15 protein-coding genes and 3 pseudogenes are annotated in these 21,969 nt (G+C 67.4%); 2 read left to right on the top strand and 16 right to left on the bottom strand.

Going from position 1 to position 21,969, the window contains the following annotated elements; translation table 11 throughout:
* Positions 1–122: 122 nt before the first annotated feature.
* Positions 123–2,417, top strand: a complete 2,295-nt coding sequence (gene metE, locus Bsp3421_RS07790; RefSeq protein ID WP_273997807.1) for a 5-methyltetrahydropteroyltriglutamate--homocysteine S-methyltransferase — start codon at positions 123–125, stop codon at positions 2,415–2,417.
* Positions 2,418–2,668: 251 nt separating this feature from the next.
* Here the strand turns inward: metE and Bsp3421_RS07785 are convergent, their stop codons facing one another.
* The 7 genes from Bsp3421_RS07785 to Bsp3421_RS07755 all read right to left on the bottom strand — a co-directional run bounded on the left by Bsp3421_RS07785 (position 2,669) and on the right by Bsp3421_RS07755 (position 10,047).
* A complete protein-coding gene (locus tag Bsp3421_RS07785; RefSeq protein WP_273997805.1) occupies positions 2,669–4,708 on the bottom strand; it encodes a M3 family metallopeptidase in 2,040 nt (679 codons plus the stop codon).
* Between the two features lie 108 nt (positions 4,709–4,816).
* Positions 4,817–5,743: an alpha/beta hydrolase gene (locus Bsp3421_RS07780; RefSeq protein WP_273998310.1), complete on the bottom strand. Its 927-nt coding sequence runs from the start codon at positions 5,741–5,743 to the stop codon at positions 4,817–4,819.
* A gap of 23 nt (positions 5,744–5,766) precedes the next feature.
* Complete coding sequence (locus tag Bsp3421_RS07775) at positions 5,767–6,234, bottom strand: thioesterase family protein (RefSeq protein WP_273997804.1); 468 nt, start codon at positions 6,232–6,234, stop codon at positions 5,767–5,769.
* Between the two features lie 15 nt (positions 6,235–6,249).
* On the bottom strand, positions 6,250–7,215 hold the full coding sequence (locus Bsp3421_RS07770) for an L-carnitine dehydrogenase (protein WP_273997803.1): 966 nt from the start codon (positions 7,213–7,215) through the stop codon (positions 6,250–6,252).
* A 90-nt stretch (positions 7,216–7,305) separates the two neighbouring features.
* Complete coding sequence (locus Bsp3421_RS07765; RefSeq protein ID WP_273997802.1) at positions 7,306–8,235, bottom strand: 3-keto-5-aminohexanoate cleavage protein; 930 nt, start codon at positions 8,233–8,235, stop codon at positions 7,306–7,308.
* Positions 8,236–8,298: 63 nt separating this feature from the next.
* Positions 8,299–9,246 carry a choline ABC transporter substrate-binding protein gene (locus Bsp3421_RS07760; RefSeq protein WP_273997801.1) on the bottom strand — a complete coding sequence of 316 codons (948 nt, stop codon included), beginning with the start codon at positions 9,244–9,246 and terminating at the stop codon, positions 8,299–8,301.
* A 138-nt stretch (positions 9,247–9,384) separates the two neighbouring features.
* Positions 9,385–10,047, bottom strand: a complete 663-nt coding sequence (locus tag Bsp3421_RS07755; RefSeq protein ID WP_273997800.1) for an MmyB family transcriptional regulator — start codon at positions 10,045–10,047, stop codon at positions 9,385–9,387.
* 121 nt (positions 10,048–10,168) lie between these two features.
* On the opposite strand from Bsp3421_RS07755, the pseudogene Bsp3421_RS34275 reads away from it, so the two are divergent.
* Positions 10,169–10,783 (top strand): annotated as a pseudogene (locus Bsp3421_RS34275) (transposase); the annotation flags it as partial.
* Positions 10,784–10,956: 173 nt separating this feature from the next.
* On the opposite strand, the gene Bsp3421_RS07750 reads toward Bsp3421_RS34275, so the two are convergent.
* From Bsp3421_RS07750 to Bsp3421_RS07710, 9 genes and pseudogenes are all read right to left on the bottom strand, one after another.
* Positions 10,957–13,530 (bottom strand): right-handed parallel beta-helix repeat-containing protein, encoded by a 2,574-nt coding sequence (locus Bsp3421_RS07750; RefSeq protein WP_273997797.1) that lies wholly within the window; start codon positions 13,528–13,530, stop codon positions 10,957–10,959.
* A 156-nt stretch (positions 13,531–13,686) separates the two neighbouring features.
* A pseudogene (locus Bsp3421_RS07745) lies at positions 13,687–14,061 on the bottom strand (phage late control D family protein); the annotation flags it as partial.
* Positions 14,062–14,262: 201 nt separating this feature from the next.
* Positions 14,263–14,818: pseudogene (locus tag Bsp3421_RS07740) on the bottom strand (integrase core domain-containing protein); the annotation flags it as partial.
* Between the two features lie 302 nt (positions 14,819–15,120).
* The gene (locus Bsp3421_RS07735; RefSeq protein ID WP_273997796.1) at positions 15,121–15,891 is read right to left on the bottom strand and encodes a hypothetical protein; all 771 of its coding nucleotides are present in this window, start codon (positions 15,889–15,891) and stop codon (positions 15,121–15,123) included.
* Between the two features lie 122 nt (positions 15,892–16,013).
* Positions 16,014–16,751, bottom strand: a complete 738-nt coding sequence (locus tag Bsp3421_RS07730; protein ID WP_273997794.1) for a hypothetical protein — start codon at positions 16,749–16,751, stop codon at positions 16,014–16,016.
* Between the two features lie 520 nt (positions 16,752–17,271).
* A complete protein-coding gene (locus tag Bsp3421_RS07725; protein ID WP_273997792.1) occupies positions 17,272–18,459 on the bottom strand; it encodes a benzoate/H(+) symporter BenE family transporter in 1,188 nt (395 codons plus the stop codon).
* Positions 18,460–18,464: 5 nt separating this feature from the next.
* Positions 18,465–19,232, bottom strand: coding sequence for a carboxymuconolactone decarboxylase family protein (locus tag Bsp3421_RS07720; protein ID WP_273997791.1), 768 nt, complete (start codon positions 19,230–19,232; stop codon positions 18,465–18,467).
* A 152-nt stretch (positions 19,233–19,384) separates the two neighbouring features.
* On the bottom strand, positions 19,385–20,011 hold the full coding sequence (gene maiA, locus Bsp3421_RS07715) for a maleylacetoacetate isomerase (protein WP_337995272.1): 627 nt from the start codon (positions 20,009–20,011) through the stop codon (positions 19,385–19,387).
* A gap of 47 nt (positions 20,012–20,058) precedes the next feature.
* Positions 20,059–21,948, bottom strand: coding sequence for an FAD/NAD(P)-binding protein (locus Bsp3421_RS07710; RefSeq protein WP_273997790.1), 1,890 nt, complete (start codon positions 21,946–21,948; stop codon positions 20,059–20,061).
* Positions 21,949–21,969: the final 21 nt, after the last annotated feature.

Here is a 21,969-nt window from a genome sequence, read left to right as displayed (position 1 = left end):
GCAACCCATGAATAAAAATAATCGAACAATGAAATAATGCCATTTTTCTTCATGAGCGCGAAACCCTATCATCGCCTCAGGCTTTCACTCACTCCACGCTTTCTCATCGGACGACAGCGCTCATGGTCACGACTCACAATCTCGGTTTCCCGCGCATCGGCGCAAAACGCGAACTCAAGTTCGGTCTCGAACGCTACTGGAAAGACGAAGCGTCGCGCGACGAGCTGAAGGCGCTCGGCGCACAGCTGCGCCAGCTGCACTGGCACAACCAGCGCGACCTGGATCTCGCGCCGGTCGGCGACTTCGCGTTCTACGATCAGGTGCTCGACATGAGCTTCACGCTCGGCAACCTGCCGGAACGCGTGCAGGGCTTCCACGGCGATGCGCTCGACAACTATTTCCGGGTCGCGCGCGGTCGCTCGGCGCAATCGGCCGAGGAACACGCCGCATGCTGCGGCGGCGTCGCGGCGGGCGAGATGACGAAGTGGTTCGACACCAACTATCACTACATCGTCCCCGAGTTCGCGGCCGGCACGACCTTCACGCTCGACGCGTCGCGCCTCGTCGAGCAGCTCGCCGAGGCCCGCGCGCAGGGCGTGAAGGCCAAGCCCGTGATCATCGGGCCGGTCAGCTACCTGTGGCTCGGCAAGGCCAAGGACGACTCCGACAAGCTCGCGCTGCTGCCGCGCCTGTTGCCCGCCTATCAGGCGCTGCTCGACACGCTGGCCCGCGAAGGCGTCGAATGGGTGCAGATCGACGAGCCGACGCTCGTGACGGAACTCGACGCCGCCTGGCAGCAGGCCTTCGTCACCGCCTATGAGGCGCTCAAGACGCGCAAGGTGAAGCTGCTGCTCGCCACCTACTTCGGCCAGCTGCTCGACAATCTGGCGCTGGCCTGCGCGCTGCCCGTCGACGGCCTGCACATCGACGCGATCAACGCCCGCGCCGAAGCCGGGAAGGCGGCCGGCCTGCTGCCCGCGCCGCGCGTCCTGTCGGTCGGCGCGATCAACGGCCGCAACATCTGGAAGAGCGACCTGAACGCGACGCTCGAATGGCTCGCACCGCTCGCGAAGCAGCTCGGCGAGCGCCTGTGGATCGCACCGTCATGCTCGCTGCTGCACGTGCCGGTCGATCTCGGCAGTGAAGAGAAGCTCGACGCCGAGGTGCGCTCGTGGCTCGCGTTCGCGCTGCAGAAGCTCGACGAACTGAAGGTGCTGGCCGCCGCGCTGAACGGCGACCGCGCATCCGTCGCGGCCGCGCTCGACGCCAACGCGGCCGCGATCCGCGCCCGCCGCGCCTCGCCGCGCGTGAACAATCCGACCGTGAAGGCGGCGGTCGCCCGCCTCGACGCCCAGCTCGGCAAGCGCGCCAGCGCCTATGCGCTGCGCGCGCCGAAGCAGGCCGCGCTGCTGAAGCTGCCCGCGTTCCCGACCACCACGATCGGCTCGTTCCCGCAGACGGGCGAGATCCGCCAGGCGCGCAGCCAGTTCAAGGGCGGCGCGCTCGGCATCGACGGCTACCAGGCCGCGATGCGCGCCGAGATCGCGCGCAGCGTGCGCGAACAGGAACAGCTGGGCCTCGACGTGCTGGTGCACGGCGAAGCGGAGCGCAACGACATGGTCGAGTACTTCGGCGAGCAGCTGGACGGCTACGCGTTCAGCCAGTTCGGCTGGGTGCAGTCCTACGGTTCGCGCTGCGTGAAGCCGCCGATCCTGTTCGGCGACATCAGCCGCCCGAAGGCGATGACGGTCGAGTGGATCACCTACGCGCAGTCGCTGACCAGCAAACCGATGAAGGGCATGCTGACCGGCCCCGTGACGATCCTGAACTGGTCGTTCGTGCGCGACGACCAGCCGCGCTCGGCGTCGTGCCTGCAGCTCGCGCTCGCGATCCGCGAGGAAGTGCTCGACCTGGAAAAGGCCGGCGTGCGCGTGATCCAGATCGACGAGGCCGCGCTGCGCGAAGGGCTGCCGCTGCGCCGCGCGCAGTGGGCCGAGTATCTGGGCTGGGCGGTCGAATCGTTCCGCATCACCGCGAACGGCGTGCGTGACGAGACGCAGATCCACACCCACATGTGCTATTCGGAGTTCAACGACATCATCGCGTCGATCGCCGACATGGATGCCGACGTGATCACGATCGAGACGTCGCGTTCCGACATGGAGCTGCTCGACGCGTTCGACCACTTCAAGTATCCGAACGAGATCGGGCCGGGCGTGTACGACATCCACTCGCCGAACATCCCGACCCAGGAGCACATCGTCGGCCTGATGCGCAAGGCGGCCGAGCGGATTCCCGCCGAGCGCCTGTGGGTGAATCCGGACTGCGGCCTGAAGACCCGCCAGTGGGCCGAGGTGATCCCGGCGCTGACCAACATGGTGGCCGCGGCGAAGACGCTGCGCGATCGCACGCACTGACGCCGCGCCGGCCGGGCGACGGCCGGCGCTTCCCTGCGCGCGTCCCGGGCCCGCCCCGGGACGCGTCGTTTGTCCTTTGAACCCTTCATCGCCCATTCGCCATGTTCGAACGCCACCGCGACTCGCTCGACCGGCCAGGGTAATCGGTCCGATCGGATCGGGGAAATGGCCGCCGAAGCACACGCTCCGATTTGCGTCCGGGACGCCTATCGCGGCTCAGAGGCGCCCGCCTTCCCCTCCCCGCCACAGCCTCACCTCGCCAACAACCCCCGCTTGCGCAGCATCGGCGCGGCCTGCGGATCGCGGCCCCGGAACGCGCGGAAAGCCGCGCGCTGCTCGCGGCTGTTGCCCGCGCTGTAGACGTAGCGATGCAGCTTGTCCGCGAGCGTCGGATCGAATGCGTCGCCCGCCTCCTCGAACGCAGCGAACGCTTCCGCCTCCAGCACCTCCGCCCACATGTAAACGTAGTAGCCCGCCGCGTAATGCGCGCCGCCGAACATGTGGCCGAAATGCGGCAGCCGGTGCCGCATGCCGATCTCGCGCGGCACGCCGAGCCGCGCATACTCCGCCGCCTCGAACGCGGCGAGATCGAGGTTCGCCGGATCCGGATGCTGGTGCAGCGCGAGATCGATCAGCGTCGAGGACGTATAGGCGACCGTCGAGAAACCCTGGTTGAACAACTGCGATGCGCGGATCCGTTCGATCAGCGCCGCCGGGATCGGCTCGCCCGTCGTCACGTGCCGCGCGTGACGCGCCAGCACCTCGGGCACGGTCGCCCAGTTCTCCATCAGCTGCGACGGCAGTTCGACGTAATCCTGCGGCACGGCCGTGCCGGCCAGCAGCCGGTACGTCACGTTCGACAGCAGCCCGTGCAGGCCGTGACCGAACTCGTGGAACAGCGTACGCACGTCGTCGAAGCTCAGCAGCGTCGGCCCGTCGCCGCCGCGCGCGAAGTTGTTGTTGTTGACGATGATCGGCACCGTGACGCCGCCGTTGCGACGCTGCTCGCGGTAGTCGCTCATCCACGCGCCGCCCTGCTTGTTCGGCCGCGCGTAGTTGTCGCCGAGGAACAGGCCGACCAGTGCGTCGCCGCGCCGCACTTCCCACAGCCGCACGTCCGGATGGTAGAGCGGCACGCCCTTCTGCTCGACGAAACGCACGCCGAACAGGCGGTGCGCGCAATCGAACATCGCGTTCAACATCGCCTCGAGGCTGAAATACGGCTTCACCTCCGCATCGTCGAGCGCATAGCGCGCGACCCGGACCTTCTCGGCCAGGTGATGCCAGTCCCACGGCGCGATGTCGGTCGGCTCGCCCAGCGCCGCGGCCTGTTCGACCAGCGCCTGACGTTCGCGCGCGGCGCTCGCCTTCGCCGGCTCCCACACCTGATCGAGCAGCGCATGCACGGCGGCCGGCGTGCCGGCCATGCGGTCGGCCAGCGCGTAATCGGCAAACGTCGCATAACCGAGCAGGCGCGCCTGCTCCTGCCGCAGCACGAGGATCTGGCGGGCGATCGGCCGGTTGTCGCGCGCGGCGCTCTCGCCGCGGCCGCTCCAGGCGCGCCACACCTGCTCGCGCAGGTCGCGCCGGGTCGACCAGGTCAGGAACGGCTCGACCAGCGAACGCGACAGCGTGATCACGCAGCCGTCCACGCCGCGTTCGCGCGCCGCGCTCTGCGCCGCCTGCCGCAGGAACGACGGCAGGCCCGCCAGATCGGCCTCGCCTTCGAGCTTCAATTGATACTCGGTCTCGTCGGCCAGCACGTTCTGCGCGAACTGCGTCTGCAGTTCCGCCAGCCGCGCGACGATCTCCGCGAAGCGCACGCGTTCGGCGCCCTCCAGGCGCGCGCCGGCCCGCACGAAGTCGGTATGCACGCGCCGCAGCAATTGCTGCTGCTCCTCGTTGAGCTCCAGTTCGGCCGCGCGCTCGTGCAGCGCATCGAGCCGCGCGAAGAACCCCGCGTGCATCTGCACCCGGCTCGTATGCGCGGCGACCACCGGCGCCATCTCGCGCTCGACCGCCTGCAATGCGGGCGGCGATTGCGACGCGCACTGGTTGTAGAACAGGTAGAGCGCGCGATTGAGCCGCAGGCCCGTCGCGTCGAACGCGGCCACCGTGTTCTCGAAGCTCGGCGCTTCGGATTGCGCGGCCAGCGCGTCGATCTCGGCCAGATGCTCGGCGCTCAGCACGGCGATGGCCGGTGCGTAGTGCGCGGGCTCGACCTGCTGGAACGGAGGGAGTTGATAAGGCGTGTGCCAGTCTTGCAACAGCGGGTTGCTGTGGGGGGTCATCTCGTTCCGCCTCGTGAGCGTGAAAGTGTGAGACCGCAATCATAAGACAACACAAAATTCAGCGCTGCACACAATTCGAGGCTCGCCTCGACCGCGCCGCCCGCGCGCTCAGCCCCGCTGTTCCAGCAGAAATTCGCAGACCGCGTGGTGCATCGCGGCCACCCGCGCGCTCGTATCGAGCGCGCGCCAACAGCCGTGCACCAGCCCCGCGCCGAGCATGAAGCGGGCACGGCCGCCCGCCGCCTCGATCCGCTCGACGTAGGCGCGCGCGTCGTCGCGCAGCGGATCGTGCTGTGCGCCGATCGCGAGGGTCGGCGGCAAGCCATCGAAGCGGGCCGCGTCGAGCGGCACGGTATTCGGCGGCGGCGGCGCGCCGCCCCAATACGCCCGCCGGCAGGCGTGCACGTCGGCGAGCGTCAGCAGCGGCGCCTGCGCCTCGGTCCGCGCGGCGGGCAGGCGCGGCGCATAGCCCAGCAGCGGGTAGACGAGCGCGAGCGCGGCAACGCCGCCCTGCCCCGCGTCGCGCAGCGCCGCCGCCACGCACGCGGCCAGCGTGCCGCCCGCGCTGTCGCCCGCGAGCATCAGCGGCGCGGCGCCGACGCCGAACGGCAGCCGGCCGTGCAACGCGGCCACGGTCACCTCAAGACAGTCGTCGCGCGCGGCCGGCGCACGGTGTTCGGGCGCGAGCCGGTAGTCGACCGCGATCACGTCGAGGCCGGTATCCGCCGCGAGCCGCGCGGCGATCGCGTGGTGGCTGTCGAGCGAGCCGACCACGAAACCGCCGCCGTGGAAAAACAGCACGGTGCCGCGCGCCGCGCGCCCGCGCGGGCGATAGCGCCGCATCGCGAGCGCATGCCCGGCGCGCGCCGCGTACACCGCGTCGTCGATCTGCACGCCCGCGGGCAGGCTCGGCGCGAGCCGCGCGGCGAATCGTTCGTACAGGCGGCGCTGCTCGGCCGGCGAGCGCTCGGCGGCGTCGGCCGGATAGCAGGCCGCGACGCGCGCGACGAAGGCGTCGAGCGCGGCGTCGAGCAGCGGCGCGCCGCACGCGCTCGACGTCATCCGCGCCGCGCCGGCAAGCCGATCACGCGGCCCGCGCAAGCGGGCGCATCGTGCCGCTGCGCCGCGAGTGCGGCCACCCGCTCGGCGATGTCCGGATCGAACGGCGTGGAGGCCGGCCCAAGCGTGTCGACGTGCAGCAGCATCTGCTCGCTCGCCGCCACCGCGCCGTCAACGCCCGCCGCGAACATCTCCAGGTACAGGTGGACCCGCTTCGCGTCGTGCGCGAGCACCCGCGCGTCGACCCGCACGCGCGCCCCGGCCTTGACCTCGCGCAGGTAGTTAAGGTGCACCTCCAGCGTGTACACGGAGCGGCCGCGCGCGCGGCGCGCCGCGTCGTCGAGACCGATCCGGTCGAGCAGCGCGTCGGTCGCGAAGCTGAAGATCAGCAGGTAATAGGCGTCGCGCAGGTGGCCGTTGTAGTCGACCCATTCATCGCGCACCACGTCCTCGTGCAAGGTCAGCATCGTCGTCCCCGTCGGTCAGGTCTCGTCATGGATGCCGTGACGCGCCTTCACGGCGGCGATCGTCGCGAGCACCTCGGTGATGCACTCGTCGCGATAGCGTTCGAGCGCCTTGATGCTGTGGCCGCCCTGCTGCGCGGCGGTGCCCTCCACCACCCGATCGATCAGCGCGTCGCTCAGCGGCGGCGCGGCGAGCCGGGTCCACGGCAGTTCGAGCGCCGGCCCGAACTGCCGCATGAAGTGTCGCATGCCGGCCTCGCCGCCCGCGAGCGTGTAGGTCAGGAAGGTGCCCATGAACGACCAGCGGATGCCCGCGCCGAAGCGGATCGCATCGTCGATCTCGCCGGTGGTGGCGACGCCGTCGTTGACGAGGTGCAGCGCCTCGCGCCACAGCGCTTCGAGCAGGCGGTCCGCGATGAAGCCCGGCACTTCCTTGCGCACGCGCAGCGGCCGCATGCCGAGCCGCCGATAGATCGCCATCGCGGCCTCGACCGCTTCCAGCGCGGTGTGTTCGCCGCCGAGCACCTCGACCAGCGGCAGCAGGTACACCGGATTGAACGGGTGCCCGACGAGGCAGCGCTCCGGATGCGTCGCGCGCGCGTAGAAGTCGGTCGGCAGCAGCCCCGACGTCGACGACGCGATGATCGCGTCGGGCTTCGCCGCGCGGCTGATCTGCTCGTGCAGTTCGCGCTTCAGCGTCTCGCGCTCGGGCGCGCTCTCCTGGATGAAATCGGCATCGGCGACGCACGCCTCGATCGTCGACACGAAACGCAGCCGCGCGGGATCGGCGCCCGGCGCGAGGCCGACACGCGCCAGCGCGGGCCACGCGTTCGCGACGTTCGCGCGCAGCTGCTGCTCCGCGCCCGGCGCGGGATCCCAGACCACCACGTCGAGACCGTGCGCGAGCGCGCGGGCAACCCACCCGCTGCCGATCACGCCGGCGCCGATGGCGGCGAACGTCTTGATGTCGGTCTTCACTGCCATGTCAGTGCATCCTTCAAATCGGGGGAATCGAACGGCGGACGCCCATGCGCGCCGCCGACGTATTGCAGCGGGTGAGGCAGCGGGGCGCGTTCACGCGAATTCGGTGAGCGCGCGGCGTTCGAGCGGGCGCGCGCCGCGCGCCGGCAAGCCGAGCGTGCGCCGGCCTTCGGCCGGCGTCAGCACGCGGCCGCCGAGCCGCTCGACGATTTCGCGCGCGCGCTCGACGAGCGTGCCGTTGCTCGCGGGCACGCCGCGATCGAGCCACAGGTTGTCTTCGAGGCCGACGCGCACGTGGCCGCCGAGCAGCATCGCCTGCGCGACCATCGGCATCTGCATGCGGCCGATGCCGAAGCCCGCCCAGTGCGCGCCGGCCGGCAGGTTGTCGACCATCGCCTTCATCGTGCCCGTATCGGCCGGCGCGCCCCACGGGATGCCGAGGCAGAGCTGGAACAGCGGCGGATCGTCGAGCAGCCCTTCCTTCAGCAGCTGCTTCGCGAACCACAGATGGCCCGTGTCGAAGATTTCCAGCTCCGGCTTCACGCCGAGTTCCTGGATGCGCTTCGCGCCGGCGCGCAGCTGCGCGGGCGTCGATACGTAGATGGAGTCGCCGTCGCCGAAATTCAGCGTGCCGCAGTCGAGCGTACAGATCTCGGGCAGCAGTTCCTCGACATGCGCGAGGCGCGTGAGCCCGCCGACGAGGTCGGTGCCCCGGCCGAAACGCATCGGCTCCTCGCCCGCGCCGATTTCGAGGTCGCCGCCCATGCCGGCCGTCAGGTTGATGATCACGTCGATGTCGGCCGAGCGGATCCGGTCGACCACCTCGCGGTACAGCCGCGGATCGCGGCTGCCGCGCCCGGTCTGCGGGTCGCGCACGTGGCAGTGCGCGACCGTCGCGCCCGCCTTCGCCGCCTCGATCGCGGCCGCCGCGATCTGCTGCGGCGTCACCGGAACCGCCGGATGCCTGCCGACCGTATCGCCCGCGCCGGTCACCGCGCAGGTCACTATCACTTCGTGATTCATCGTCGCCTCGTTTCAGTGGGGTGCGCGGGCCCGCTCCCGCGCGGATTCGCTTCGTGGAAACGTTCAAAGGCCCAGGTGGGCGCGCACCGCCGGCAAGCCTTCCTTGCCGTCATAGGTCGTCACGCCCGCGAGCCACGCATCGAGCACCTGCGGGTTCTGCCTCAGATAGGCGCGCGCGGCCTCCGCGGGGCGCGTCTTGTTCATCACCGCCTGCATCAGCCGGTTTTCGAGGTCGGTCGTGAAACGCAGGTTCGCGACCAGCCGGCCCGCGTTCGGGCAGCGCTTCAGGTAGTCGGGCGCGGTCAGCGTGTAGACGCGCGCCTCGCCGTAGTTCGGGCCGAACGCGGCGTCGCCGCCCGCCAGATAGTTCATGCCGATCTGCAGGTTCATCGGATGCGGCTCCCAGCCCAGGAACACCACCCACTTGTGCTCGCGCACCGCGCGCTCGACCGTCACGAGCATCCCCGCCTCGCTCGATTCCACCAGCCTGAAGCCGCCCAGTCCGTATTGATTGGTGTCGATCATCTTGCGGATCGTCGCGTTCGCGCTGCTGCCCGCCTCGATCCCGTAGATCTTGCCGTCCAGCTCCGCGCGATGCTTCGCGATGTCCTCGAAACGCTTCAGGCCCGCCTCGTAGGCGTAGTTCGGCACCGCGAGCGTCGCCTTCGCGCCGGACAGGTTCGGCGGTTCGATCAGGTCGATCGACTTCGCGTCGAGAAACGGTTGCAGCTGCGCCTGCTGCACCGGCCACCAGTAGCCGAGCGACACGTCGATCTGCTTGTTCTTCAGTCCCGCGAACGAGATCGGCACCGAGGCGATCGTGGTGGTCGGCTTGTAGCCGAGCCCGTCGAGCAGCAGCGACGCGAGCGCGGTCGTCGACGTGATGTCGGTCCAGCCGATGTCGGCGAAGCGCACCGTGCGGCAGGTGTCCGGGTCCTGCGCCCGGGCCGCGCCGGGCATGACGCAGGTGGCGAGCAATGCGCCGAGCAGCGCGGTGGGGATCGGCTTCATGGTGACTCCCGTTCGTCGGATTGAGCGGGCGCGGCCGGGATGGCCCGCGCGACGGACTCCAAAGTAACGGGCCAGATTAGTCCGGAAGCGACCAGCGGCGACTTTTTCTTGACTGGAGGCGACGCCCGGGGGAAACCACTAGGCGGAGGGCGCGGGCGCGGGGCGGCAAGCGAGACGGCACGAAGGCGCGAGATGGCGCGGGATCGAACGCGGGGCATCGGCGGCGGGGCGAGGGGCGTCGCGACACAGCGCCGACGCGCGCAACGACAATGCGGAACGCCGGTATGCGGTCAATGAACGACGCGCTTCCCGTGAGCGAGATGCGCCGACAGTCACGACACGCCGCTTCGTTGGCGTCGGGCCGCCTGCCTGATATCGCAATCGCTTCTCAGCTTTTTTCGGATCGGGATGTTGCGCGTCGACCACCGAAAGCAGCTTGAGGCGGTCGGCATCCGGCGAACCCGGCGCTGCGGTGAAGATCGTGAGCCGTTCCGTCAGGTCGGCGGACGTCAGCATCACGCAGTCGAGCGTCAAGATGCCGACGAGCGGATGGACATAGCGCTTGCGGCGCCGATCCGCGACCTCGTGCAGCTTCCACAGCGCAGCGAATTCGTCGGCCTCGGAATCGTCGGCGCTGCGACCGTGGACAGCCCGCAGCGATGCGACGTAGCGCCGGGAGTGGGCCTCGTGGTCATCGGGGTGGTAAATCCGGCGCTGGTCGGGATCGGTGAACCATCGGTAGATGATCGAGCGATTCAGGCCGGTGTAGCGGGTCTGCTCGCCGACAAGCGCGATGGCCATGCGTTCTGATGCAGCGTCGCCCCCAGATCGGTCACGATCCGGGCTGGGGTGTCGAGGTGGCTCGGCACCCGCAGGAGCGCCGCACTGGGATAGTCGGTTCGGTGGATGCGAGGCGGCGCGGCGTAACCGTTTCATCAAACCACTCGCGGATGCGAAGCTCAGGAGACTGCAAGCACTTGTGCTGCGTCGTCGGCAACTCGTCTCTGCCCTGGTTGCTGAGCGACAACATTTGCGCCAAGCCCATGTCAGCGTTAGCTCAAGCGTCGAGCACTCCATCGAGTTCATCAAGATCCAAATTGGTCGGATCTAGTGCGAACTCAAAGATCACGTCCAGCGGCATCACATAGGCTTTTCAGCTCTCCTTGGAAGCGTCAACGGCATTGGAACAGCCACAATTGCTACCCTTGCTGCGGAACCGCCTGAACTGGGATCGCTCTGCAGGCGGCGGATCGCGGCCCCGGTGGGGGTTGCCCCATTCAATCGCGACTCCGGACAGATCCGTGGGCGTCGAACTATTTCCGGAGGGCGATCCGATGTTCGATGCACGCTTTACATGGCAACGCCTGCCGCGGTACGCCATAACCCTGTTCTTGTTTCGTTTTACTCCCGCTTGGTGATGACGGGAACGCCAAAGAAGGTGGCGCTCGTTGCCGCAATGCGAAAATTACTCACCATTCTCATTGCAATCGTGAAGTCCGGCCGCCCTTGGAACGCAGCGTCGCACTCGCCTGCTTGACATCGAAGACGGTTGCTCTTAACGCTTCACAGCCAGCGCTTCTGTGAACGCGGTTAGCATCAATTCTGGACGCCTACACCCGCTCGCGACGACGACGACGACGGCGCGCGTCGTCGTCGTCGTCGGATCGATCCGCGATCGTGGTGCGATGAACGCGGAAATCCGGCAAGGCGTCAAGGCACGATGTAAACCCCGTTCATGGTCGCGTACGTCCCCGACAACTTCGTCACCGTGAGCGTGTGCGATCCGCGCGACAACACCGGAGACGTGTAGACCGCGACGTTCGAATGCCGTTGCTTGTCCGCCGGCGTCGTATCGACGGTTTGCTGTGGCCCGCCGTCGATCCTGATGCCCAGCTTGCCCTGATCGGTGTTCTGTTCGCCGAAGACCTGGATCGCCGTGCCGGTGAAATCGACCGTCATCGTATCGTTGTCGTTCGTCGTGTAATGAAGGTCGTGCAGGTAGTCGAAGTAGACGGACCGGTTGTGGGCATGTTGCCACGAGCCGGTGTATTTCAGTTGCGACGCGTTATCGCCGATCCGGCCCGTCACGCTGCTTTCGGAGAGATTCGCCGGATCGTTGCCGCGCCCCGCGCTGCTCATCACCGTTGCCGGCACGGCCGACAACGACGTGATGGTGATGTTTCCGCTGCTATGCGTGTCGATCGGAAGAGGCGGGCACGTGGCATAGTCGCCGCCTGGCGCGTCGGCGTAATTGCCGGTGTACCAGATGTGTCCGGTTGGTTCGCATCCGCCCTGGACCGAGCCGTACGGCCCGGTGGAATTGAACGACACATTGCCGGACCAGTTGATCCATTCCGAGCCGGCGTCATCGTAGTAGGTCCGCATGACATTGTTGCTGTTGTAGGACACATTGCCGGTTACCTGGATGCCGTGGGCCAGCGTCGCGACGGGATCGAGGGTCGTGCCGTCCGCCTTGTACTGATACTGCGCCTGATGGCCTTCGATATAGACTGCGCCACCGTCGGTCAGCCCCGTCATGTAATCGTGCAGCAGGTTGTTGCTGAGCGTGTTGCTGTCGTTGATGTTCGTCGATTGGGACGGATGGTTGGAATTGTCGACATGCCCTTGGATGACGCCGGCCGTGATCGCCGTGTAGGGTACGTCGTGAATTTCGTTGCGGGTGACGGACGTCTTCTGGCCGAACAACAGGGTGATCGCGCTGGCCGATGGGTAATCCGTGCCGATGTTGTGAATCAGGTTGCCCGAGATCGTGTTGTTTTTCATGATCTCGTTGGCGCCGATCGCATCGTTCTTCACGAGCGTGGGGTCCGGGTTGCAGTTCTGCTTGATCGCGGCGGCGGTGGCTGCCTTGCCGTCGGTCGGCGTGGGATCGGACGTGCAGCCCAACAGGATGGCGGTCGAGGCGATCGACGCAAACTCGTTGTTCTGGATCAGATTGCCGGACGATCCGTACATGAATGCCAGGCCAGCGCCGCCCAGCGCGGTGAAACGATTTCCCTTGAGCGTAACGTTGTTCGCCGCGCTGAAGCTGACGTTGGCGAGCGGTTGAGACAACGCGCCCCACGGACATGAACCGGTGGGCGACGAGAAATTACACATGCCTTGATTGCCGGTTGCCGTCGTCATGCGCAGATTGCTCTGCACGTCGGCGAAACCGGGCGCGGCGGACGGGGCGTTCCAGGTCGCATAGGAAAACTGCAGCCCGGAGAACGTCACGTCGTGCAGCGGTTGAGCGAGGGAACCCGCGCCTTGGAGCAGCGTTTCCAGCCGGGGCAGCTCGATATCGAGCGCCGTCACCGATTGACCGGGAATTGGTTGATAGTAAAGTGCGCCGGCCGCCGTATCGAGGAACCACTGTCCCGGCTGGATCAGGACACGCGCATTCTGGATCGACGAGGGTATCGTGCTCGTCGACATCGACGGCAGTCCGCCGCTGGCGTTCGAATAGGTGGCGCGCTGCGTCACGTTGGTCCAGCAGGGTTGCGCCATCGTGATCGCGCCGTTCGAATAGCTGGCTACCCGGCATCGCGATTCGGTCCAATTGCCGTTGCCCTGCGTGTAGACGAACTCGACATTGGCGACTTGCGTCGCGGTGAGCTGAGCGAACCAGGTCTTCGCGGTCTTGTCGCTCGTGATGTCATAGCCGGTTTTCGAACCCACCCATCCTCCGCTGAAGCCGAGTTGGTTGGGGGTTTGCTGCGCCACCAGCGCGGCTGCGCCATTGACGTACAACTGGCGCGAGTTGCCGCCCGACGGCACCGCGGCGACCCAGACGCTGCTCGCGCCGGATGGCTGCCATCCAGTGATCTGCGTCGCGCCGGAAATGATCGGATGCCCGCCGGGCGCGGCCGCCCAAACCACCGGATGGCCGGGCACACCGGAGTCCGCCGCGCCGAATCGCCAGGTCTGCGACAAGCGGTACGTGCCGTCGGCGAGTAGAACCGTCACGTTGGTGTTGCCGGCCGCTCGTTGCGACTGGACGGCCGATTGGGCGGCGGTCAGACTGCACGGCGCGCCTTGCGAGCAATCGCCCGATCCGGTCGGGCTGGCGTACAAGGTGATGCTCGAACCAGCCGCTGGATTCGCCGCGGCCGCGTTCGGCGAAATGGCTGACGCCGTGGCGCCAGGGCTACCGCTGCCGTCATCGCCGCCGCAACCGCTCAATGCCGCTATCGCGCACACGGCGGTGACGACGAGCCAGTGATGGATTGTGCTCGAATCGCTCACATTTCTCATATCTTTAGGAATATTGAATAGTTTCATGGTGTTTCACCATTGTCGCTTTATTTTCTAGAACCGGTAGGCAGGGCGGAGAGACGGCGAGGACGAACCCAATGTGGCAAACGGCAGGTCAGGCGGAAGGAAATGCTCGTTTTCCCAAATCCTGGCGACCTGGGTTCGCTGCAAACGCCCGGTGGATTCGGTGGCGCGGTCCTGCCAGATGCGCTCGTCGCGCCGGAAGCGCAGGAAATGCAGCCACGACGCGAACACCCGCTGATAACTCGTCAGACCGCCGTCCGCGCACAAGCGGCGGGCCGTGTGCACGTAACCGTTGAACGGGCGATAGGACTTGTCGCCTGCTGCAGCCACGCGGTGACTGGCTGCGCGATCAGTTTCTTCAGCTCGACGTCGCCCGCGCCCGACACCCCATCGAGGGTCCAGCTGAAATCACGACCGAGTTTCGGGACCGACAACAACGAACGTGCTCGCCGGCAGCGGCGTGTCCAGCCGTAACAGCCGGTCTTGCTGGAGCAGCCCGGTTCGGATTCTTTCGCTAAGTTGATACCCGCCCATATGAAGGTACCCATTGGTTTTCTTACGTAAACCTAACGGGCCACGAATTCAAGTCGCTCACAATATACGTAATTTCTTGATCAGTAGTTTGTGCATTTATAAATTGTTCACATCTTGGCGCGGGTGTTTCGAACGTCTATCGCGTCGCGAGAGGTTCGATATGACCTATGGAGTTGACCTGAGGCGGAATTTTGTGACCAATCAGGCAGTGAGTCTCGCATAGATAGTATCGGAATCCAGCCAGGCTCGACGGACCGCGGCGGGAGGTTGATAGCGATGTGCGCCATGGGGCCGGCGCTCGTTATAGAACTGCCGCCAGCGTTCGATGAGCACCTTGGCCTCGGCGCGGCTGCGGAACCATTCCCGGTTCAGCAATTCGTCGCGAAGCTTGCCGTTGAAGCTCTCGACGAGCCCGTTTTGCCACGGACTGCCGGGCGCGATGAAAGCCGGGCCGATTGCAACATCTCGCAGCCAGCGCATGACCTTGGCAGCAGTCGTCGTCCGACCGTATGAACGTGGGCTTGCCGTACAGCCGCATGAGTCGCGACAGCGTCAGGATCACATCCTGCGACCGGAGGCGCGCGCCGACCTCGATCGCCAGACACTCGCGGGTGTATTCATCGATCACGCCAAGCATCTTCAACGCCCGCCCGTCTACCAGTTGGTCATGCACGAAGTCGCAGCTCCAGACCGAATTGGGCTGCGTGGCGCCTGGCAGGCGTATGTCGTTGCCACGACGACGTCGGCGAGGACGGCCTCGCGCAAGATCCGGATGACCTGCTCGTCGGTAAATCGCTTCTTCATTGAGTTCTCCTTGCCTCTAGGATAAAAGAGAACTCGCTTGCCAAGCGGCTACAAGAAACGTCCCAGGTCGGCAATGCGAAAATTGCTCGCCATTCTCATTGCAACCGTGAAGTCCGGCCGCCCTTGGAACGCAGAATCGCACTCGCCTGCTTGACATCGAAGACGGTTGCTCTTGACGCTTCAGAGCTGACACATGGCGCCGGTTCGGCGCAGCGAACGCGCAGCACCGCGCCCGCCACGCCGACGACGCGCCGCTTATCGAACGACCGTGAAGCGACCGCGCTCATCCTTGACGCAGCCGCCGGGAATCGGCGCGCAACCGATCGCGGTCACCGGATAGGTGCCGAGCCATGAGCCCTTGACGGTGAACACCGGCTGGAAATTGTAGACCCCGCCATTCGTGGTGCCCCTGAAATTGACGAAGCCGAAGTTCGGCGCCTGCAACGACAGCGAAATCTCCCCCGCGCGCACCGACGACACCCAGAAGTGAACCGGGAGCTGGGTCGGCTGTAACAATTTGCCCTGCACCGCGGGCACGATGATGGTGATGCCCTCGTCATTCGCCTTGGGTGCCGCGGCGAGCGCCGTCGCGCGCATTCCCGCCGCCGCGAACATGCGCTGCGCCGGCTGCGGATTCGCGCTCTTGCAGAGCGCGAAATCCAGAATCCGCTCGTCGAACGTGACGTCCGCCTCCTCGGTCGCATCGACCGCGCCAAGCGCCGCGCATTGCTGCTGCCGGTGCCGCGCCGCCTCCGCCGACTGCTCGCCGCGCACCAGCGTCACGCTGCCGGGCGCGACCTGCTTCAGCACCTGTTCGACGACGACCGTCTTGCGCGCATCGGCGGGATCCGCCGCGCGGATCGACCGGTAGATCTTGGTCACGCCGGCGGCATTGCCGACCGCCTGATAGCTGACCACGCCCTCTTGAGCCGGGTCGCCGGCGGGCGGGCTGTCCGCTTGCTGCGCGTGAGCGGAGAACGTGGTGAAGGCCGCGGTCAGCGCGACAACCCAAGCATTGCGTTGCATATTTCAATCCCGATGTAAGGAAAGTAAAACGCGCACGCCCAGGGTGCGTGCGCGGACGACATCGCCAGGCAACACCCGGCTGGCGCGCCGGGGCGATGCCCCGGCGAGATACGGAAACAGGCTCACCGAACCACGTTGATCCGGCCGCGCGAATCGTCGACGCAACCGATGCCGGGTGCGCACGCGCGCGCGTTGATCGGGAACATGCCGAGCTTGGAGGCGCGCACGGTCAGAGCCGTCTGGAAATTGTTGACGCCGCCGTAGGTGTAGAACTGGAGGTTGCCGACGCCGAAGGGCTCGGAGGAAACCGACAGCGTCACGGTCCCGATCTGCACCGTCGACACCCACAAGTGCATCGGCAGTTGCGTCGGCTGCTGGAGCCGGGCCAGGATCCCCGGCACGATGATGGTGATGCCCTGGTCCGCCAGCGCGGTTGCCGCACGTGCTGCGCCGGCCTGCTGCTGGGGATTCGCGCTCTTGCAGAGCGTGGCGTCCAGGATCCGTTCGTCGAACGTGACGTCCGACTCCTCGGTGGCATCGACCGCGCCGAGCGCCGCGCATTGCTGCTGGCGGTGCCGCACCGCGTCGACCGGCTGCTCGCCGCGCACGAACGCCAGGCTGCCCGGCCCGGCCTGCTTCAGCACCTGCTCGACGAGCACCGACCGGCGCGCATCGGCGGGATCCGCCGCGCGGATCGAGCGATAGATCCTGGTCGTGCCGGCGGCGTCGCTGATCGTCTGGGAGCTGACGATCTCGCCCTGCGCGACGGCGGAAGGCGATACCGCCCCGGACTGCTGCGCGTGGGCGGACAGCGCGGTGAACGCCGCGCCCAATGCGATAAGCCAAGTCTTACGTTGCATGTTTCATTCCTTTGACATGGGAAATAAACGCACACGCCGAAATGCGTGCGCGACCAACAGCACTGCTTGAAGCGCCGATGCCCGGCAAGCCCCGTCCCTCCGCCGGCAATGCGGTCATGCCCAATGCCCATCTTCACGAATTCGCCTCATCGAAAACCAATGGGCGAGCAATATCCGCGCGGCGATTTGCCGTGCCTTAATGAATGAGGGGATTTATAGAATTTCAGAAAAACAGCAATCACGCCAATTGGGCAGGATGCACTCAATTGGATTTTCCCGGCGCGTTCTTTTTACGGAAGCCAGTCTAATCAGATTAAAAAGCGCTGACAAGATCTTGAATCGACGTTTTCGAAAAAATAGTTTCTTTACAGAAATAGCCTGATCCGATCTCCATTTGATAATCGACGAAAATCACCGGGTCGATTCGAACTCATCGATCCGCGCGGCAGTCGCGCCGCCGGAAAGGAAAATGCGCGACGCGCGTTCGGCAACGCCGCGCCAGCCTTACCCCGCCGACGTCTCAAGCCCCGCGACGCCCGCTGGAGCCGGTCGCATAGAGCACATGAATCAGCAGTCCCGCGCATAAACCCCAAAACGCGCCGCCGATGCCGTAGAGGCTGAAACCGGAAGCCGTGACGAGAAAAGTGGCGAGCGCCGGCAAACGGTGCGTCTCGTCCCGCATCGCGCCGAACATCGACGAACTGAACGCGCCCGTGAGCGCAAGACCGGCCGCCGCCTCGATCAGGATCGGCGAGGACGAGGAACTGACCAGCGTGATCACGATCGACGCGACGGGCGGCAGGATCACCGCGTACACGAGCCCCGCCACCACCGCCGCCGGATAGCGCCGTTCCGGCCGGGCGTGGGCGTCCGGCCCGGCGCACAGCGCGGCCGTGACCGCGGCCAGGTTGATCGCGGGCGCGCCGAGCAGCGCCGAGAGCGCCGACGCCGCCCCGGTCGCGAGGAACGAGAGGCGCGCCGGCGCTTGATAGCCATAGGTCGAGAGCACCGCGAAGCCCGGGATGTTCTGCGAGGCCATCGTGACGATGAAGAGCGGCAGCGCGATCGACACGAGCGCGTGCCAGTCGAAGCTCGGCGACACCCATTCCAGCGCCGGCAGCGCGAAGGCCTGCGCCGGCCCCCGGCCGGCGAAGCTCATGGCGGCGACCGCCACGCCCAGCGCGGCAGGCGCGGCCCACAGGCGATGGAAGCGCCCCACCACCAGCCAGGTCAGGATCACGAGCGCCGCGAACGTCGGCGTTTCCCGCAGCGCCTCGAACGGCGCGAGGCACAGCTTGAACAGGATGCCCGCCAGCATCGCATTGGCGATCGGCGGGGGAATCCGCGTGATCAGCCTGCCGAACGGCGCCCATACGCCGGCCAGCATGATCAGCAGGCCGGTGACGATGAAGGCGCCCACCGCCGCGGAGTAGCCGCCGGCGGGCACCGGCAGCGTCGACAGCAGGGCCATGCCAGGCAGGGTCCAGGCGATCGAGATCGGGATGCGGCTGACGAGACTCAGCCCGATCGCCGTCAACCCCATCGTGACGCCCAGGATCGCGAGGCCGGAGGCGGCCTGCGCGTGCGAGGCGCCGACCGCGAGCATCCCGTTGATCACCACGGCCACCGAGCTGGTATAGCCCACGACCGCCGCGAAGATCCCCATCGCGATCGATTGGCCGCTGAGGTCGGCGAAAAACGCGCGCATGCCGCTCATTCCGTGCGCGAAGCGGTTTGCGAAGTGGTTTGCGAGGCCGTCGGCGAGGCGTTCTCCCAAGGCGCGGCGAACGGAATGCGAACCGACGCCGGCACCGCGAGACGCGCCGTATTCAGCTCGCGGCCGATCACGGCGAGGTAGCCGTCGAGCGCCACCAGCTCGACGATGCCGTCCTCCCCGAAACGGGCCCGCGCACGCGCGTAGACCTTATCGCTCACCTCGTTGCGGCGATGCAGTTCGTCCAGCACGTCGTACACCACGGCCTCGTCGTCGTCCAACTGCGCGGGACGCTCCTGTTTCGCGAGCGCCGCGACCTGCGCGGGCGTGACCCCGTGCTGAAGCGCGATCGGCTGGTGGATGTACCAGATGTAGGGCGCGGCGACGTAGCGGCCGGTCATCAGCATCGCGAATTCGCGCAGGTGCTGCGGCAGGATGGATTTGAAGCGCAGGTATTCGCCGAGCAGCTGCAGCCGCGTCAGCACCTCCGGGCTGCGCTGCAACACCGCGAACGGCCCGAAGATGCAGCCGCGCGGGCCCGATGCGATCTTGAGCGCCGCCTCGTGCTGGGCCGGCGTCATTTCGGCCTCCGTGAGCTTGCCCATCCGCTGGAACGCCAGGTCCGCCGCGGTGGGCTCGACGTTGGGCGCGCACTGCGTCGGCCAGTCGACGGGATTGTCGATGACCGCGGTTTCGGACCACGCCGGCGGGGCAATCAGGAACAGGGAAAACGCGGTTGCGACGGAGGCTGACAGCAGCTTGGACATGGAGAGGTTCCTATAAGTCTCGACATGGGATGACGTCAACTGGATTCGGGGTGAGATTCGGCCGGGGCCCCGCTCCCCCGCCCCGACGCGGCGCGCCGCTCCGGAGGCATGCCGGATGCGCGCCCGGCGGTCAGCGTGAAGCGGATGCGCCCTCACTGCCGGTCCGGATGCGCGTGCGCAAACGCCGGCTCGGCCAGGCAGGCCTCGTTGATGCGGATGATAGTCGGCCACGCGTCCAATTCAAGTCCCACGCGACGCGCGAAATAAACCTGCGGCACGAGCGCGATGTCCGCGAGCGTGGGCTGGTCGCCGTGGCTGAAGCGGCCGGTTCCGCGCTCGGCGCTCAACAGCGCGTCGAGCGCATCGAAGCTGCGGCGCAGCCAGTGGTGCTGCCATGCGCGCACCCCGGCGTCCTGGAAGCCGTGCGCCTTCAGATAGGCGCTCACGCGCATCGACGTGATGGGATGGGTGTCCGCCGCGACGATCTGGAACAGCGCCCGCACCCGCGCGCGCTCCGCCGCCGAGGCGGGCAGCAGCGGCGGCAGCGGATGCCGCTCGTCGAGATACGCGATGATGGCGAGCGACTGGTTCAGCACGACGCCGTCGACTTCCAGCGCGGGCACCAACCCCTGCGGGTTCAGGGCCAGGTAGGCCGGCTCGCGCTGCGCGCCGCGCTCGAGGTCCCGCGCGACGCTCTCGTAGGCGACGCCCTTCAGGTTCAGCGCGATCCGCACCCGGAACGTGGCGGACGAACGGTAAAAGCCGTGCAGCTTGATCAAGAGAGGTCTCCTTCGGGGTTGCGTCAGGCGTTCGGCGGCGGCGAGCGTTACCGGCCGGACAGCGCCTCGTCCGGCGCCGCCGCCGCGTCGGAATGCTCGTGCGCCCCGCCGGCGTGACGCGCCTCGATCGAGCCGATCAGATCGAGCACGCAGCGCTCGGCATCCTGCGTCTGGCGGGAGCGAATCAGCGGGCGCGGCAACGCATGCGTGTAGAAATGCGCCCCCTCGACCGGGAAGCCGATCGCCCACATGTTCGCGCGCGCGCGCCCGGCGGCGTCGATCGGATGCAGGCCGGCGTCGATGTCGATGCCGCCCGGGTGATAGTCGCCGTTGCGATACGGGCGGACCAGGCCCCGCGCCAGCAGGCTGGCCGACAGCGGCGATGCGTCGGTCAGCGGCGAGTACGCGTCGAGCCGCGCCACCACCAGCACGTCGGCATGGCAGCGCGCCGTGCCGCCCGGGTAGTCCGCCTCGATCCGGAAGCGCGCCTGGGCGTCGTCCGCGATCACGCGCGCGCCCGGCCCGCCAGCGATGTCGATGAGCCCCGCGCGGCGCAGCGCGAGATATTCGAGGTTGCGACGCCGCGGCGGGCCGAACGACACGCGATTGGTGGTCGCGTTGAAGTCCTCCATGAAGCGGCGATGCGACGCCGGCGTCAGGCCGCCGTATTCGACCGCCGTGCGGAGCGCCTCCCGGGTGTCGCGCAGGACATCCGTGGCGGCCTTCACCGGGCTCGACACATTGCCCTTGAACGCCTCGCGCAGATCGTCGCGGAACAGTCCGTCGAAAAACGGCCGGAACGCCTCGAACGATTCGAAGCGCCGCCCCTTGAGCGGCCACAGGATCGCCTCGATCGCGGTCAGCTCCTCCGCCGTGGGCGCGAAGCCTTCGGGGTCGATCTCCCGGCCCTCCAGCGCGGTGCGATACGCGTAGGCCATTTCGCACACCGCGAGCGGCAGCACGTCGCGCTCGAAATCGATCCGCGGATCGCCCGTGGCCGCGAGCACCGCGCGCCGTTTCGCCGTGACCGCCTGCGGCGTGAAGAAGCGCGCGCGATGACGCCCGGCCAGTCCCTTCTGGTTGATGCCGCGCGCCGCGAACGGCAGGCAGTTGCGCGAGAAGAGACGGATGGCCGGCTCGTCGCCCGAAGCTTCGTAATGCAATTCGCCGTCGCGCTCGACATAGCGGCCGCCGCGCCCCAGGGTCAGCGCCGAGATGACGTCGTGCGCGGTCAGCCCGAGCCCCTGGACGGCGACGGTGGACGACGCGGAGATGCGCCCCAGCCCCTCCACCGGATAGGGCGAGGCGAAATACGCGAGCGCCTCGTTGCGGCCCGCGTGACGCGCGACGAAGGCCGCGAAGGCGCGGTCCTCGTCGGTCGGCTTGCGGCTGCCGTGGCCCGTCGTCAGGAACACATAGTCCACGCGCTGCGCGCCGAGGCCGTCGGCGATCACCTGGTAGCCGCCTGCGTCCTCGATCAGATCCGTCACGCGCGCGCGGCGATGGATCACCTCGATCCCGGCCGGCAGCCGCGCGACGACATGGCGGTACGCCCAGGCGAGATATTCGCCGAGCAGGCTGCGCGGCAGGTAGTCCGCCTCGGTGATCGGCAGCGCGTCGCCGTCCCCGGCCGCGAGCACGAAACGCTCGCCGGCGCGCCGGTAGCCGGCCTCGTGCGCCCACTCGACGAGCGAGCGGTCGCCCTCGCCCGCCGCGCTCTCGGGCGCGAACATCGTGACCTGGGACGCCACCGTATTGATCATGAGGTGGTCGGGCTGCAGGGCGCGGTGCGCCCCCTGCCCGGCTTCGCCGCAATCGAACGCGACGATCCTCAGGCGCGCGCCCGCCGGCAGCCGGCGCGCATGTTCCCGGAGCCGCTCCAGCACGGTGAGGCCGCGCGGTCCGAGGCCGACGATTGCGATATGGATGACCTGCATGTGCATGCTCCTTGGTCGGTG

The sequence above is a fragment of the Burkholderia sp. FERM BP-3421 genome, from assembly GCF_028657905.1.
Classification (GTDB): domain Bacteria; phylum Pseudomonadota; class Gammaproteobacteria; order Burkholderiales; family Burkholderiaceae; genus Burkholderia.
Note: the sequence above shows the minus strand (reverse complement) of the source record. Positions and strands in the feature narration are given on the sequence as shown.

Excerpts from the sequence above, each read along its gene's own strand:
- metE (WP_273997807.1), top strand. The coding sequence starts at position 123 with ATGGTCACGACTCACAATCTCGGTTTCCCGCGCATCGGCGCAAAACGC.
- Bsp3421_RS07785 (WP_273997805.1), bottom strand. The coding sequence starts at position 4,708 with ATGACCCCCCACAGCAACCCGCTGTTGCAAGACTGGCACACGCCTTAT.
- Bsp3421_RS07775 (WP_273997804.1), bottom strand. The coding sequence starts at position 6,234 with ATGCTGACCTTGCACGAGGACGTGGTGCGCGATGAATGGGTCGACTAC.
- Bsp3421_RS07770 (WP_273997803.1), bottom strand. The coding sequence starts at position 7,215 with ATGGCAGTGAAGACCGACATCAAGACGTTCGCCGCCATCGGCGCCGGC.
- Bsp3421_RS07765 (WP_273997802.1), bottom strand. The coding sequence starts at position 8,235 with ATGAATCACGAAGTGATAGTGACCTGCGCGGTGACCGGCGCGGGCGAT.
- Bsp3421_RS07760 (WP_273997801.1), bottom strand. The coding sequence starts at position 9,246 with ATGAAGCCGATCCCCACCGCGCTGCTCGGCGCATTGCTCGCCACCTGC.
- Bsp3421_RS07755 (WP_273997800.1), bottom strand. The coding sequence starts at position 10,047 with ATGGCCATCGCGCTTGTCGGCGAGCAGACCCGCTACACCGGCCTGAAT.
- Bsp3421_RS07750 (WP_273997797.1), bottom strand. The coding sequence starts at position 13,530 with ATGAAACTATTCAATATTCCTAAAGATATGAGAAATGTGAGCGATTCG.
- Bsp3421_RS07735 (WP_273997796.1), bottom strand. The coding sequence starts at position 15,891 with ATGCAACGCAATGCTTGGGTTGTCGCGCTGACCGCGGCCTTCACCACG.
- Bsp3421_RS07730 (WP_273997794.1), bottom strand. The coding sequence starts at position 16,751 with ATGCAACGTAAGACTTGGCTTATCGCATTGGGCGCGGCGTTCACCGCG.
- Bsp3421_RS07725 (WP_273997792.1), bottom strand. The coding sequence starts at position 18,459 with ATGCGCGCGTTTTTCGCCGACCTCAGCGGCCAATCGATCGCGATGGGG.
- Bsp3421_RS07720 (WP_273997791.1), bottom strand. The coding sequence starts at position 19,232 with ATGTCCAAGCTGCTGTCAGCCTCCGTCGCAACCGCGTTTTCCCTGTTC.
- Bsp3421_RS07710 (WP_273997790.1), bottom strand. The coding sequence starts at position 21,948 with ATGCAGGTCATCCATATCGCAATCGTCGGCCTCGGACCGCGCGGCCTC.